This is a genomic window from Okeania sp. SIO2F4 (genome assembly GCF_010672385.1).
Taxonomy (GTDB): Bacteria; Cyanobacteriota; Cyanobacteriia; order Cyanobacteriales; family Microcoleaceae; genus Trichodesmium.
In genome coordinates this window covers 1-14,873 of record NZ_JAAHGT010000145.1, presented here as the reverse complement: position 1 = coordinate 14,873, position 14,873 = coordinate 1, and the positions used below count along the sequence as shown (strand labels likewise).

13 protein-coding genes are annotated in these 14,873 nt (G+C 35.1%); 7 read left to right on the top strand and 6 right to left on the bottom strand.

What is annotated here, in order from left to right:
• Positions 1–3,303, bottom strand: a 3,303-nt coding sequence (locus F6K22_RS11885; protein WP_293097468.1) for a cysteine peptidase family C39 domain-containing protein, incomplete at its 3' end; no start/stop codon positions are given.
• Positions 3,304–3,683: 380 nt separating this feature from the next.
• Between F6K22_RS11885 and F6K22_RS11880 the strand changes: the two genes are divergently transcribed.
• From F6K22_RS11880 to guaA, 5 genes are all read left to right on the top strand, one after another.
• Positions 3,684–4,055, top strand: coding sequence for a four helix bundle protein (locus F6K22_RS11880; protein ID WP_293097465.1), 372 nt, complete (start codon positions 3,684–3,686; stop codon positions 4,053–4,055).
• Between the two features lie 110 nt (positions 4,056–4,165).
• The gene (locus tag F6K22_RS11875) at positions 4,166–4,435 is read left to right on the top strand and encodes a hypothetical protein (RefSeq protein WP_293097463.1); all 270 of its coding nucleotides are present in this window, start codon (positions 4,166–4,168) and stop codon (positions 4,433–4,435) included.
• Positions 4,389–4,688 carry a hypothetical protein gene (locus F6K22_RS11870; RefSeq protein WP_293097461.1) on the top strand — a complete coding sequence of 100 codons (300 nt, stop codon included), beginning with the start codon at positions 4,389–4,391 and terminating at the stop codon, positions 4,686–4,688. The genes F6K22_RS11875 and F6K22_RS11870 overlap by 47 nt, the downstream gene beginning before the upstream one ends.
• A gap of 457 nt (positions 4,689–5,145) precedes the next feature.
• Positions 5,146–6,312, top strand: coding sequence for a cobalt-precorrin-5B (C(1))-methyltransferase CbiD (cbiD, locus tag F6K22_RS11865; RefSeq protein ID WP_293097458.1), 1,167 nt, complete (start codon positions 5,146–5,148; stop codon positions 6,310–6,312).
• A 686-nt stretch (positions 6,313–6,998) separates the two neighbouring features.
• Positions 6,999–8,546: a glutamine-hydrolyzing GMP synthase gene (gene guaA / locus F6K22_RS11860; RefSeq protein WP_293097470.1), complete on the top strand. Its 1,548-nt coding sequence runs from the start codon at positions 6,999–7,001 to the stop codon at positions 8,544–8,546.
• Between the two features lie 232 nt (positions 8,547–8,778).
• On the opposite strand, the gene F6K22_RS11855 is transcribed toward guaA, so the two are convergent.
• Both F6K22_RS11855 and cdf31 read right to left on the bottom strand, forming a co-directional pair.
• Positions 8,779–9,549 carry a PEP-CTERM sorting domain-containing protein gene (locus F6K22_RS11855; RefSeq protein WP_293097456.1) on the bottom strand — a complete coding sequence of 257 codons (771 nt, stop codon included), beginning with the start codon at positions 9,547–9,549 and terminating at the stop codon, positions 8,779–8,781.
• A gap of 933 nt (positions 9,550–10,482) precedes the next feature.
• Complete coding sequence (gene cdf31 / locus F6K22_RS11850) at positions 10,483–11,394, bottom strand: CDF family zinc efflux transporter Cdf31 (RefSeq protein ID WP_293097454.1); 912 nt, start codon at positions 11,392–11,394, stop codon at positions 10,483–10,485.
• Positions 11,395–11,563: 169 nt separating this feature from the next.
• Between cdf31 and F6K22_RS11845 the strand changes: the two genes are divergently transcribed.
• On the top strand, positions 11,564–11,896 hold the full coding sequence (locus tag F6K22_RS11845) for a DUF2834 domain-containing protein (RefSeq protein WP_293097452.1): 333 nt from the start codon (positions 11,564–11,566) through the stop codon (positions 11,894–11,896).
• A gap of 223 nt (positions 11,897–12,119) precedes the next feature.
• Here F6K22_RS11845 and F6K22_RS11840 read toward each other — a convergent pair whose 3' ends face one another.
• Positions 12,120–12,440: a hypothetical protein gene (locus tag F6K22_RS11840; protein WP_293097450.1), complete on the bottom strand. Its 321-nt coding sequence runs from the start codon at positions 12,438–12,440 to the stop codon at positions 12,120–12,122.
• Between the two features lie 74 nt (positions 12,441–12,514).
• On the bottom strand, positions 12,515–13,105 hold the full coding sequence (locus F6K22_RS11835; RefSeq protein WP_293097447.1) for an NAD-binding protein: 591 nt from the start codon (positions 13,103–13,105) through the stop codon (positions 12,515–12,517).
• 807 nt (positions 13,106–13,912) lie between these two features.
• Here F6K22_RS11835 and F6K22_RS41950 point away from each other — a divergent pair.
• A complete protein-coding gene (locus F6K22_RS41950) occupies positions 13,913–14,047 on the top strand; it encodes a DUF1830 domain-containing protein (RefSeq protein WP_363273375.1) in 135 nt (44 codons plus the stop codon).
• Positions 14,048–14,187: 140 nt separating this feature from the next.
• Here F6K22_RS41950 and F6K22_RS11830 read toward each other — a convergent pair whose 3' ends face one another.
• Positions 14,188–14,433, bottom strand: coding sequence for a hypothetical protein (locus F6K22_RS11830; protein WP_293097445.1), 246 nt, complete (start codon positions 14,431–14,433; stop codon positions 14,188–14,190).
• Between the last annotated feature and the right edge of the window lie 440 nt (positions 14,434–14,873).

Here is a 14,873-nt window from a genome sequence, read left to right as displayed (position 1 = left end):
TTTTTTTTCTGGGAGGGTATTTTGGAAATTTTTCCCCTGTGTAGATGGTGCTTTAATTTCTATTTTGTTGGCACGACCTATTGCTCCTACTGCTATTAATAATAAGTCATTATAATTAGAGGTTATTGAGTTAGTTGTTTCTCGATTGTATAAGACAGAAACAAAATTTTGCATAGTTTCTGCTTGACTGCGTTGATTATAGGTTTTGAGTTGTTGAGAATTGAATATTTCTGTTTGTTCCTCTGCCAAAATAACTTCGTGCAGATAATTGCAAAAGTTATTGTTGATTGTGACAATTTGGGAAAAATTAGGATGCTCAGATTCGGTAAAAGATGGCAAGGAAAAATTATCAAAAAAATCACTCGATACCGACCCAACAGATTCATCAATAGATTCATAATTTTGACTTGAAATGGCTTTTGAATTTTGACTTGTAATAAATTCATACTTTTGACTTTTGACTTTTGACTTTTGAATTATAAAGAGGTGGTTTAACCATTTTTCTACTAAAGGATCGGACAAACTATTGAAATCTTCAGTTAAATCTGTATTAGTAAGATTAATCTGAATTAATTCGGCTTTTTCCAAAGAAATTCCCAATAATTTGCCTTGAGTCTGAGCATGGCAATTAAAAATTAACTCTCCCGGTTTAACTGTAAATAAATAATGACGATTTCCGATTAATTCTCCCGCTGATTCCAGGGAATAAAATATTTCCACTTCCCCAGATTTTACTAACCAGATAATTTGGGGAGATTCAAAAATTAGCGGTTGATTACCTTCCAGAAAATAATGTTCTCCTTTATTTTCTAAATCTGCCAATAAACGAGCAGAAAAAACAGAATTTTCAGTAGTATTTTTCTCTCGTCTTTCTCCATTTATTCCCGAAACCCAACTCTCTTCTTCCTTCATTCTGACTCCTGTACGGACGTTCATAACAAAAATGCGAACGTCCCTACGAATCCTGACTCCTTCTTTCTTTGACTCCTGACTCCTTTCTTCTACCTCTAATAATTCCCGATAATAAACACCCTCATTCCAAAGTTGTTGATGAGTACCTCTTTCTAATACTTTTCCTTCTTTTAAAACTAGAATTTCATCACAATCTCGAATCGTACTTAAACGGTGTGCGACGACAATACAAGCACAACCTCGACGACGTAAATTATAATCGATAATTCTTTCAGTTTCCGCATCTAAACTACTCGTTGCTTCATCTAAAATTAAAATTCGAGGATTATTTACTAACGCCCTGGCAATTTCTAAACGTTGTCTTTGACCACCCGATAAATTCACTCCACCTTCCAACAAATTAGCATCATAAGCACCAGTCAAAGTCGTAATAAATTCGTGAATATTTGCATCTTTACAAGCTTGAATCAAAGCCGAATTACTAATAGTTGGATTCCATAAAGTTAAATTTTCTCGAATTGTTCCTTCAAATAAAAATATATCTTGCGCCACCATTGCCACAGACTTGGTTAAAACAGAACGAGGAATTTCTTGACGACTCACATCATCAAATAAAATTTCTCCCAATTTGGGTTTATATAAACCACAAACTAAATTGGCAATAGTTGATTTTCCAGAACCACTTTTTCCGACTAAAGCAACTCTTGAACCAGGCTTAATTAACAAATTAAAATTTTCAATTAATGGAGGTTTCAAAGGATTATAACCAAAAGTAATATTTCTCAGTTCAACTTTACCTTTTAAAAGAGAAGTAGGGACGTTGCATGCAACGTCCCTACAAGGTACGCCCGTATAAGGTACGCCCGTATAAGGTACGTCCGTATAAGGTACGTCCGTATAAGGTAGGGGCGATTCGCGAATCGCCCCTACAGATTCGCTAATTGCCCCTACGGGTTTTTCCACCTCATTTTCCTCTTCAAAAACATAATTTTCTACTGCTTCAGTAATTTCAATATCTTCATCAAGAGGATGATCTAAAACATCATCCAGACGTTCCAAACTTGCTTCCAACTCTTGTAAACTACTACCAAAATTGATTAATTCACCCAGAGGATTTAAAAAACCAGAAGCTACAGTTTGAAATGCTACTAACATCCCAATACTCATTTCCCCTCCCATTACTTTTAACCCTCCTAATACCAAAATTATCCCAGAAGCAAGACTGCTTAAAAATGTTGGTAAAACAGTTAAAACTTTAGTTTGAATATTTAATCTTTGCTCCTCATTCATTACCTGAGAATATATTCCCAAAATCCGCGCAAATACATAAGATTCTAACCCCCCAGCCTTCAAAGTTTCAATTGCTCCTAAACCACCTAAAAGATAACCAGATAATTTTCCCTTTTTTTCGCTCAAATTCAAAGTTGCTTCAATCCGAAATTGTCGGAGCCAATATAATGCTGCTACATTAATCAAACCAAAAACTATAGTAATTCCAGCTAAAACTCCATTATAAAAACTCATTAAAACTGCATAAAATACCAACATTATCGCATCAATTAAAGTATTTGCCACCCGACTCAATAATTGTACAGTTTGGTCATTCAACGCAGCACGAGAACTAATATCTCCAGCAAATCTTTGAGCATAAAATTTCATAGGCAACCGCAGCAAATGCCACATAAACTGACTATTCATCGTAATCGAAAGTTTAATAATTAACTTCCGCAAGAAAATATATTGCATCCTAGCAATAGTAAATTGCAGAATAGTTGTAACAGCCATTCCTAACAGTAAAGGGCGGAGCCAATCTTGAAAACCCTCCACTAAAACTTGGTCAACAAAAACCAAACTAAAAGCCGGAATAATTAAGCGAATTAAACTGAGGAAAAAACCAGCGATAAAAGTAAAAGCAAGAGCAGTTTTCGAGTTTTGTAAACGAACAGCCAAATAAGCAATAAAATTTCTTTTTTTTCCTCCTTTAACAAACTCCTCTCCCGGTTCCATCTGCAAAACAATACCACTGTAAGATTTCGCAAATTCTTCCTTACTAACTTTCCGTCTACCCAATGCCGGATCGTTAAGATAAGCAAACTTTTTATCAAAACCTTCTACTACCAAAAAATGATTAAATTTCCAAAAAATAATCACAGGTAAATCGGTATTTTCTAAGAATTCAACAGTGCTTTTTCCACCCTTAGCTGTTAAACCATATTCTCTTGCAGTCCTGACAATTTGACCTGCATTAGTACCATCTCGACTCACACCACATTTACCGCGCAACTCCATTAAAGGAACTTCACGTCCATAATATTTCAGAATAATACCCAAAGATGCAGCACCACATTCAGTAGCCTCCCTTTGTAAAAAAGGTTTCGTTTTTACTCTCATACCATTTCACGGAATTCAAAATTCAAAAGTCATTTCAAGTCAAAAGTCAAAAGTCAAAATTCATGCATTAAGAATTAATCAATTCAAAAATCATTTCAAGTCAAAATTCAAAAGTCAAAATTCAAAAGTCATTTCAAGTCAAAAGTCAAAATTCAAAAGTCATTTCAAGTCAAAAGTCAAAAGTCAAAATTCATGCATTAAGAATTCAAAAGTCAAAATTCATGCATTAAGAATTAATCAATTCAAAAGTGATAATTATTAAGTTATAGTTATTCTGGTTTATACTGAGACAATAATTTCTTGCTGTCAAAGGGTTTCAAGCTCAAAAAATGTTTCATTCTTATTCAGAATAACTATAAAAGTTAAAAAGCAAAAGTAAAATGAAAAATAATATACCTGTACCTATTACAGAGAGAACTTTTGAATTTGCAGTTAGAATTACTAAACTTTGTAATCTGTTAGACCAGCAACCAGGAACACCCAGATTACTAGCTAATCAATTATTTAGATCTGGAACATCAATTGGAGCTAATCTAGCAGAATCACAGTCAGCTCAGAGTACCAAAGATTTTATTAGTAAGCAAGAAATATCTCTCAAAGAAGCAAAGGAAACCCGATATTGGTTAAGATTACTTATTGAAACTGACATGATAGAATCTGAAAGAATAGCCAAGCTTTTAGATGAATGCGAACAACTCATTAAAATTCTAGCTCAATCCATAGTTACTAGCAAAAAAAAGCTGAATAATTAACTTATTACTTTCAACTTAAAATTTCTTACTTTTGAATTTTGAATTTTGACTTGATTAATTCTTACTTTTGAATTTTGAATTTTGACTTGATTAATTCTTACTTTTGAATTTTGACTTTTGAATTAAAAATAATGCCTTACAGCGATTTTACATTACCCAAAATCCAACAAGAATTTTCCTTAAAAATCCAAGAAAAAGTCGATTTTTTTGCCAATACTTCCGAAGTGAAACCAAGCCAATTTTTAAAACAAACATTACAAAATAACTTACCATTAGCTTTAGCAATTAATACAGAAAAATCCCGTTTCCTGACGGAATGCTCCGCAAACAGAAATGATTATTGCCCCGATTTTAATAGAATTAAGAAAAATCCTGAATAATCAAATTAGCCTCTTTTCCGGAACAGAATTTAACGTTGATACCACTAGAGGATTAAACGGTACTTGTTACCTTCTTAATCGGTCTCGAACCACACTATTTATAAAATCTCCCGTCTTTGCCATTGTCGAAGCCAAAAAAGAAAACTTAAACGCTGGATTAGGGCAATGTCTGGCAGAAATGATTGCCGGACAAATATTTAATCAACAACAAGGCAATCAAATTTCCACTATTTACCGAAAAATAAAGGTTTAAAGCCTCTCATGAGCAAGGAGAAAAAAGAAAAAAAATTTCCTTTTTAACCAATCCTCTTCTTAAAAAGAAGAGGTAATTATTAATTATTAATTATTAATTATTAATTATTGAAGGGGTTGTTACCACAGGAAATATTTGGAAATTCTTACAATTAGAAAATACGGAAGTTCACATCGATCTAACAGAATATGTTGTTAATAACTTAGAGAAAATTTTAGGAATTTTATCCCTAGGAATTAATACATATCTCCAGAAGGGAGTAGGGAGTAGGGAGTAGGGAGTAGAGTAAAGAATAGATGATTATTTATATAGGATAATCGTTCTTATTTTGTATTTTTGACTTTTGACTTTTGAATTGACATGGCTTTTGAATTTTGAATTTTGAATTGAAATGCTTTTGACTTTTGACTTTGGAACTGATTATAATTGATTAATTCTTACTTTTGACTTTTGACTTTTGAATTTTGAATTGAATCCTCGCTCTGGATATACTCTACCTGTATTTGCTTGTGCTGCTGCTGTAGCTGCTCTCCATTGGATACGTCAAAATATCTCGTCTTTGTCTAACGTATCAATTAATTTACTAGAACCAGCAGAAATTGTCCATATTCCCATTGAAGAGATAGCTTTACTAAAAAATAATACTGCCTTAGCTATTACTCATTCGGACCCCGGTAATAATCTCGACCTAACTCGCAATACTCCTATTTGGGCAATGGTAGAATTGGCTAAAGTTTCCCCTACTGACACTTCAGAAAAAATTGTAATTATAGGTGGAGCTGGAATTGGACATAATATTCATTCTGGGGAAGCAGCTATCTATAATTATGCGCGACGACTGCTCCAAGAAAATCTTCAACCCTTGCTCAACCAAAATGAACAAATCAAAGTCACTATCATTTTACCAGAAGGTCGTCAATTAGCAACTCGGACTTCTAATTCTGCTTTTGGTATAGTTGAAGGTCTTTCTTTGTTAGGCACTACTGGGGTTTCTCAACCCTTGAGTGTCCCTGGACAACTTGAAGCTTACCAGGAGGAACTACAACAAAAGGCAGTGCAGTTTAATAGTTTGGTGTTTTGTGTAGGGGAAAATGGTTTAGATATAGCCAGGAAAATGGGTATACCCCCACAGCAAACCGTCAAAACAGCTAACTGGTTAGGCCCAATGTTAGTTGCTGCTGCTATTGCCGGAGTAGAGTCTATCTTATTATTAGGCTATCATGGCAAATTAATTAAATTGGCTGGGGGGATTTTTCATACTCATCACCATCTAGCTGACGGACGATTAGAAATTCTGACAGCTCACTGTGCAAATATAGGTTTGCCCACTTCTGTGCTACAAGAAATTTTTGCTTGTAATACTGCTGAAACTGCTTTGAAACTGCTGCGGAACTTAGATAGAAATGATGAAAATGACTGGGTGGGTAGGGTGTATGGGGCGATCGCCTCTAAAATTGACCAACGTTGCCAAGCTTATATTTTTAATCATAGTCAAAAGCAGGTCCAAGTAGGTTCGATGCTATTTGACCGCGATCGGAAAATTTTCTGTAAAACTGAAGTCGCTGATACAGTTTTTGCCAAAATTTGTTATTCTATTAAGAATACCTTGAAAACTAAACTGTAGAAAATTGAAACAGTCTAATTCAAGTTAGGAGTCGTGTAAGAAGAACCATTACAGTTTTTTTGATGGAAGCTAGATTTAACAATCTATTTCAGATAAAATTTGTAGAACTTATTTTGACATGATGCCTTAGCTTGATTAAGCAGTAATGACTGTACGACTCAAATCACTATTTTCTCGACTCAAATAGAATTACTTGAGCTATTTAGTTGTCAGGTATGGAGCTACAAAGAGCTAATATACAAGCTTTTGTACAAACACAGAAAAATTTTCTAAGCCACTTAACTTGTGTCATATGAAAAATTTTTCTCACAACTACTTATAAGCTTGGCCAATAACTCCACATGTAATTGCTACTATACTATAGCAATCAAAACAAAGGGCGCGGACATTTCTAAATTATCAAACTTGGTCATAGATTATTTTTGACTTTTGCCTCTCTTGGTCCCCATTCCCTCTCTTGGTCAGTATTCCCTTGGGTCTTGCTCACCCCGCTGGATCTGACCGCTTGCGTCTGTCGCACCCCGTGGGGTCGCACCGCTTTTGACTTTTGCCTTGCGCGTAGCGCTATAACTGCTACTAACTGAGGAAAATTCACCTCACAAATCTAATATAATAACATATTAACCGTGACTCTAACAACACAAACACAAAAAATTTCAGATTCTCCCACTCAGTTTAACCGTCAAATGATTGTGATTCTGGACTTTGGTTCTCAATATTCAGAACTTATTGCCCGCCGAATTCGCGAAACTCAAGTATATTCAGAAGTTGTTTCCTATCGTACAACTGCTGAAAAATTGGCAGCTCTTAATCCCAGGGGAATCATTCTTTCTGGGGGGCCTAATTCAGTTTACGATGAAGGGGCACCTCATTGCAATCCCGAAATTTGGAATTTGGGAATACCGATTTTAGGTGTGTGCTACGGTATGCAGTTAATGGTACAACAACTTGGCGGAGAAGTTAAACGTGCTGAACTTGCTGAATATGGTAAAGCATCTCTATCAATAGACAATCCTACAGATTTACTGACTAATGTAGAAGAAGGTACAATTATGTGGATGAGTCATGGAGATTCTGTGACGAAAATGCCTTCTGGTTTTGAAGTATTAGCTCATACGGATAATACTCCTTGTGCAGCGATCGCCGATCATGAGAAAAAGCTCTACGGTACTCAGTTTCACCCAGAGGTAGTTCACTCTATTGGTGGTCAAGCACTGATTCGGAACTTTGTCTACCACATCTGCAAGTGCGAACCAACTTGGACGACAGAAGCTTTTGTAGAAGAAGCGATTCGAGAAATTAGAGCTAAAGTAGGAGATAAACGAGTATTATTAGCTCTATCTGGAGGAGTTGATTCTTCAACTTTAGCGTTTTTGCTCCATAAGGCGATAGGGGATAAATTAACTTGTATGTTTATTGACCAAGGGTTTATGCGGAAGTATGAACCGGAAAATTTGGTACAAATATTTCATGAATCTTTTCATATACCGGTTGAATATGTGAATGCTCGCGAGCGCTTCTTAGGTAAACTCGAAGGAGTCACTGACCCAGAACAAAAACGCAAATTAATCGGTCATGAGTTTATCCAAGTATTTGAAGAAGAGTCAAAACGTTTAGGACCTTTTGATTATCTTGCTCAAGGTACTCTTTATCCAGATGTGATTGAATCTGCTAACACTAATGTTGACCCCAAGACAGGGGAGCGAGTGGCGGTTAAAATTAAGAGTCATCATAATGTTGGCGGTTTGCCAAAAGATTTGAGATTTAAGTTAGTTGAACCTCTGCGTAAACTTTTTAAGGATGAAGTCAGAAAGGTTGCTCGTTCCATTGGTTTACCAGAAGAAATTGTGCGACGACATCCTTTTCCTGGTCCGGGATTAGCAATTCGGATTTTAGGGGAAGTTACAGACGAACGGTTGAAAATATTACGGGATGCTGATTTTGTCGTGCGGGATGAAATTAAGCAACAGGGAATGTATCACGATTTTTGGCAAGCGTTTGCGGTGTTGTTGCCTATTCGCAGTGTGGGGGTAATGGGAGACAAACGTACTTATGCTTACCCTATTGTTTTGCGGTTTGTTTCTAGTGAGGATGGGATGACTGCTGACTGGTCTCGCGTACCTTACGATCTGTTGGAAACTATTTCTAACCGCATAGTGAATGAGGTTAAGGGAGTTAACCGGGTGGTGTATGATATTACATCTAAGCCACCTGGAACTATTGAGTGGGAGTGATAAGAAGTCAGAAGTTAGAACTCAGAAGTCAGAAGTAATATCTAACTGATGAAACTTGTATGTACGGTAGGTTGGGTTAAGCGACAGCGCAACCCAACAAAACCAAGGTTGACTTTTGCTTTCAAGCTAGCTTCATCAAATAAACCAATCTAATTGGAGAATGTTGGGTTTCGTACCTCAACCCAACCTACAACTACAACTAACCTGCTTGGAGAATGTTGGGTTTCGTACCTCAACTTTTAGTCTTTCTTTTGCTGCCTAGCAAAACACCACCTAATGTGATAAAACCTAACATTAGCGAAGGTTCTGGGGTGGAGGCGACCACATCCTCATTATTTTGGAAAATAAAAGTATCCAAACCACTCTGAGCGGCAATATCATATTCCAATGTAGCAGCAGCAATTGCGGTTGATGAAGTAATTCCCAGGAAACCACTACCGTTTCGAGTTACTGATTCAATCAAGTTTCCATCAATGTCAAAAACACTAAACGTTACATTACCAGGAGTTATAACTTCACCGCCCACTGCAAAAGCTTGAGATGGACTAACAAAGCCATTGGCTGTTTGTGGATCGACAAAAAAAGCTCCCAATGCTGGCGTACTGAATCCAAAATCTCCAACAAGCACAGTGTCAGTTCCACCTGGTTGAGTACCAGGTATATTGTCATTAGCCAAAGGAACACCTAATTCAAGAGATCCCTCTGCAAAGACTACACCCAGGTTTGCATAGACTTGTTGAAATGAGTCGTTGGCGTTAAATGTTCCAGCTTGAACATCTGAAAATGTTGCACCCCTTACTTTTGACACTCGAGGAGTCTCTGTAAATGAGACAACTGTTGGAGAACTCACAAATGAGTTGAAATCGTTAATATCTGTGAAAGACGCTGCACCTGCTGGGTTCTGCATCAATCCCCAAAAGCTACTACCACAGAGAATTCCGAAAGTTGCTGCAAGGTATTTATTCAGGCTGAAAGCTGGTTGATCGGCAGTTATAAGTTTCATTGGTGTAGTTTTATTTGACATGCTTTATTAAAACACAAATATTTTCTTTGTTAAATACGACAAATCGTCTAATTTCCATGCATGGTTCAACTATATAGATCTTGGGAATTGTCATTGCGAATGGAGCGTCAGCGGAATGAAGCAATCTCTTACTCAGGACTTACCCATAAGATACGAACTCCTTGGGCGCTTAGATTGCTTAAGAGTCGGTCGCAATAACGAAAATACCTTACTTACATATGAGATATAGCGCTACGCGCTAGGGAACAGGGAAAAGGGAACAAGGAACAGCAGACTGTCAAAGGGTTTTTCGTATAGGGAAAAACTCCGCTAAGAGGATGCGCGAAATGTCCTAACCTTAATGCGTAGCGCTATAGGAAAAACTAGGACTTGAGATTGCTTAAGAGTCGGTCGCAATGACGAAAATACCTTATACTCAATAGTTCATATTACTTTGAGATTGCTTTCCCTTCGGGAATGCTCCGCAAACGCTCCACGACCTTACGCTCGCAATGACGCATTCTTTTAAGATTAATTATCGAAGATGTCTAATAAATATCATTATTTTTAACGTGGTTCATTAACCTGACAACTACTGTAAACTATTTGTATAGATAAACCTCTTGATCATACATTTTTAACTTAACCTTAATCTTTGTGGAAAAATCTGTGGAAAACTATATTTTAACTGTGGAAAACTTTGCTTTTTCAACAATCAAGAATGTGGAAAACTTTACTTTTTCAACAATCAATAATTTTGTTACTTTACATTTTGTCTAACTAATTGAGTAATATTTTTTTATATGATATGGAATAATTCAAATGAATAAAAAGATATTTCAAAATGCTAGGAGCGCGTTAACTCTTCTGTAGGGACATTGCATGCAATGTCCCTACACTACCCCCTGCTCCCTACTCCCTACTCCCTACTCCCTATTCAAAAGAAATATGTTCTGATTTATAAGCAGGAGGTTCAACGTGAATCATAATTCTGGCAGGATAAAACCTTTTTTGTAGACGCGCTTCTACTTCTTCAGTAATTTGATGAGCAGTTTTTACATCATCACTGTTAACAATGAGGTGCATTTCAATAAACACCTGACGACCAATAACTCCACGAGAGGCAATATCGTGACAGTTAACTACTCCTGGAACTTCCATGGCGATCGCATGAATTGCTTCTGGTGCAACTGCCATATAGTCTACCAACCAAGGCAAATTTTCTTTCAAAACTTCCCAAGCACTCCGAAATACTAATAAAGCAACTGGGAAAGCCAAAATTACATCTAACCAAAGGAAAATAGGTAAGTTAAATTTATTTCCTTGCCAAACACCAATTAATCCTGCAATTACAATTACTGTCACCCAAATATCACTCATGGTATGATGGGAGTCAGCGAGCAAAATGCTACTACCAATTTTTTTTCCTACCCGACGCTCATAAAATGCCACAAAAATATTAATTCCCAGCACAATTAATAATATCCACAGCGCAAGTGGGGAAATATCAACTTCTTGAGTACCTCCGACTATTCTTTCTATCGCTCCACTCAAAATTTCAAAACAAGCAATACCCAGAAATGCAGCAATACCTAAAGCACCAATAGCGTCAAATTTTTGGTGTCCGTAGGGATATTCGCGGTCTGGTTTGGGGGAAGCAAGATGATTTGTGACTAATCCTAAAACATTATTAGCACTGTCAGTAACGCTGTGTAAAGCATCAGCAAGTAGGCTGAGGGAACCTGTCGAAAATGCTATTGTTGCTTTGATTAGCATAACTAATAAATTGAGTAGTAAAGTGATAATTAAGACTTTGCGGACTTGTTTGCGATTATCGGTAGACATTGTTGGATATCAATGGTAAATTGGGGTCACAACTCAGGAGTCACGACTCAGGAGTCAGGAGTCATGGAGAAAGAAAGGATTTGAATAGCATGAATTTTTAAATTCCTATTCATACGCTTCTTGGGAATTCCTATATAGAGTAAACTATTTTTTAAGTGAGAGAAACTAAATGAAATATTTCTATGGGTTGTTGTGTTTATGTGGCTTTTTCTTGCCATATTCTCAATTTATTCCTTGGATTTTAGAACACGGTATTAATATTTATCTCCTGTTTTCGGAAGCAATATCGTCTCGTATTAGTACTTTTGCTTGGTTGGATGTTCTGATTTCTGCTATTGTTTTATTTGGGTTTATTTTTTATGAGGGTAATCAGAAAAAAATTAAATATCTATTTTTTCCTATTTTGGGAACCTTAACTGTTGGTGTTTCTTTCGGTTTACCTCTTTTTCTGTTTCTCAGAGAAATTCAAAAAGAATCTCTTCAAACAGGGTCGGAAAATTAAACTGGTCAAGATCAGAAATATAGAAATTTTCCACTAATCAAGATAGAAAAAACAAATCAACAATTAGATTGTTCATACGCGATATACTAATTGCTATGTTTGTTACAGCGTATTTCAGGTTTATGAGGTATAGCAAAAATAGTTTGTATACCAGTTTTTAAAATAGTTGGGATTTATCAAATTAAGGACTGTACCTCATTTGCTTGCAATCTGCTGTATTAATTTATACTGAGATTAATCTAGCTTTAACAAAAACTTTTTTCAAAGTTCTAACTAATCTTTGAGCTTGATGTTTATAAAGTCTTTTCGGTAATATTCCTGGCAAATTATTCATTAATTCTCTAGCGGTAAGCATACTGCATCCAGCAATACCAACAATTTCATTTGCTCCTTGAAATATGGCATATTCTGATGGTGCAGATTCAATCATAACTTGCCAAGTAGGTTCCTTTATTTCACCATTTTCAATTCGTTTTAAACTATTAATTGTTGCTAGTACAATTAGGCGATCGCCTACTGCAAGTCTAATATCATCTGAGGGCATTAATTTTGATTCATTTGGTAGTTTCTGATATAAGATTGGTACGACTCCATAACCATAAGCTATTTCCGCTAAAATTAATCAGAAATATCTCCTGTTTCAATATTATATTCGGTTACTAATACTGTTTGATGGTCTATTCTAAATAAACTTAATATATTTTCTCCAAATGCTGCTCCGGCAAAAGCTTCTGCGACAACAGCAGAAGTACAAGAAATAGAATCGGGTAAAAGTTTGGCTAAATTATCACTAAAACGTTGTTCATAAGTGCGAATTACTAAACGAATATTTGGATTAACAGAATAACTCATTAATGCTACTTCTAGGTTTAACATTTCATCATTTGTAACAGCAATAATTCCTTTGGCAGTAGCTAAATTTACTTTTTCTAGAGATTTAATAATATTACCAGTAACTAGAGGAATTTGAGATGTAATATCTGATTCGGTTACTCTACTGCTAATTACAACTAGCTTCTGTTTAAATTTTTGTAATAAAGTAGCGACTCGTTGACCAACTCTTCCTAAACCAACAATTACAACATGGTCTTGGGTAGGGATAGGATTTCTTCTAGTAAACTGAAATTTTGTACTTAATAATCTTTCTGTAATTAAACCATTGAGCAAGGCGACAAAAATAATTCCTATTAATGTTGTGATTAAACTCAAAAATTGCAGCCACCAAGGAAAATCTTCCTCTAGTTTAATACCACCAAAAATATCTCCAAATCCACCAAGTAGTAAAACTGCTGTTCCATAAAAAGCTTCTCTTAAAGTGACTTCTGGATAGTTTCAACAATGAATAATTAATAATGAATAATTAATAATTACCTCTCCTTGAAAAGAAGAGGATTGACTAATCATGAAAATTTTTATTTATTGTCCCCTTAGAAGGGGAGGCTTTAAACGAAAATTTTTCGGTAAGTAAAAAAGTAATCTACTACTAACTAATAAAGTTACTAAAATCAAACCACTGGAAAAAACTAGATTCCGAATCGGATTTTCCTGAATCCAACTCCAGTAGTTAATAATCAAGTTCTTGATTTGACGAGGATTTATTTGAAAAAATGACTATAATATTTGCCAAAAAATAAACTGGTTTTTCTGGGAATTATCTGAATGCTTTTTAGCCGTAAATTCTGGCTGCTCAAGATAAATTATTTTGTCGTTTGCTTGAATTAGTTCATCATCATTATGAGAATTGCTATATCTGAAAAGTCTTTCCTTATTCCCAGTTAAACTATTGCCTTTATTGTTCCAACAATCAAGGGATTTTAGTCAATCATAAAAATTTATTTGCTATTAGGGACTTGGGGTTTATTAATCTATTAATCAGGTTTTGCAATTTCTTAAGTACAGCTTGTTTGACGGATACTTTATTTTTGCGCAAGTCCCTTATTAGCTGTTGACAATAAATTACTCATCTAATTATTTCTATAAAATTCTCTTCAATTATATTTTTTAGTCACTTCTTTGATGATAAATGCAACTTTAACTAATTCTCAATTTCGGATATTTTGTAGCTATATTAATCTTAGCTACCAGCTACAAATTATCAAAATTTTTAACTTAACTAATAGGGATTTTAAACAAGTTATTTTTCTCACATAACCAATTTTGTTTTCTGCCGAACCAGAATATATGCGATAAATTTGTTGTGGTTATCTTGACAAAACAATATGTATTGCTAAATATCTTTAGTTCTGAACTTAAAATCAATTAAGCTATTAATATTTAGTAATGCTAAGTTATCAAGAAATTTTAGATTCTGACTTTTGTTTCTGGGTTAACCAACGCCACCTAAGAAAAGCAAGAACTTCTTCTGGCAACAAAATCAGATGAGGTTCGTTAGATATTGAAAGTAACCAGTTTTCTTCCTGTTGATGTAGTTTCCATTGCGGTTTTACAGGGTGGGATATAATTTGCCAATAGCCAAGTAAATCATGGCTACAAAAAAATCCAAATTTTTCAGCCTGATTTATGATTAAATCTGTCATTATGAGTAGCTCCTATAATTCTTTAAGTTGATTTTTTTGGCGTAATAATCTACGATTTACCTAGTGAGTGAGTATGTCAATTATCCTATAACCTTAACTTTTATTTAGTCAAGTTTTAATTTTTTTTTACTTTGCTACTTGGTAACCAGACTGATGAGGGTAAAGAGTGAAAATTTGTCTATACAAATAATCTTTATTCCCATTTCAATATTGTGACTATGTAATAAGTTGGCGATCGCTTTTTTTGATACTGAGAAAAAGTCTTAAGAATTAAGGCTCTTCTAGGGTAGCTATGATAAATTACTACACTTAGGAACTCTATAATCCTTGCATAGCAATAGTTATATGAATAGAAAAAAGCAATTCTAATCAAAAGGGATTTTCCTAAAGGTTGAATTGTCTGCTATTTAAGGGTTTAGAGCTATTTCAACTACTAAGAA

Coding starts and splice junctions, on each gene's coding strand:
- F6K22_RS11880 (WP_293097465.1), top strand. CDS start 3,684: ATGAAAAATAATATACCTGTACCTATTACAGAGAGAACTTTTGAATTT.
- F6K22_RS11870 (WP_293097461.1), top strand. CDS start 4,389: ATGATTATTGCCCCGATTTTAATAGAATTAAGAAAAATCCTGAATAAT.
- guaA (WP_293097470.1), top strand. CDS start 6,999: ATGATTGTGATTCTGGACTTTGGTTCTCAATATTCAGAACTTATTGCC.
- F6K22_RS11855 (WP_293097456.1), bottom strand. CDS start 9,549: ATGAAACTTATAACTGCCGATCAACCAGCTTTCAGCCTGAATAAATAC.
- cdf31 (WP_293097454.1), bottom strand. CDS start 11,394: ATGTCTACCGATAATCGCAAACAAGTCCGCAAAGTCTTAATTATCACT.
- F6K22_RS11845 (WP_293097452.1), top strand. CDS start 11,564: ATGAAATATTTCTATGGGTTGTTGTGTTTATGTGGCTTTTTCTTGCCA.
- F6K22_RS11840 (WP_293097450.1), bottom strand. CDS start 12,440: ATGCCCTCAGATGATATTAGACTTGCAGTAGGCGATCGCCTAATTGTA.
- F6K22_RS41950 (WP_363273375.1), top strand. CDS start 13,913: ATGATAAATGCAACTTTAACTAATTCTCAATTTCGGATATTTTGTAGC.
- F6K22_RS11830 (WP_293097445.1), bottom strand. CDS start 14,433: ATGACAGATTTAATCATAAATCAGGCTGAAAAATTTGGATTTTTTTGT.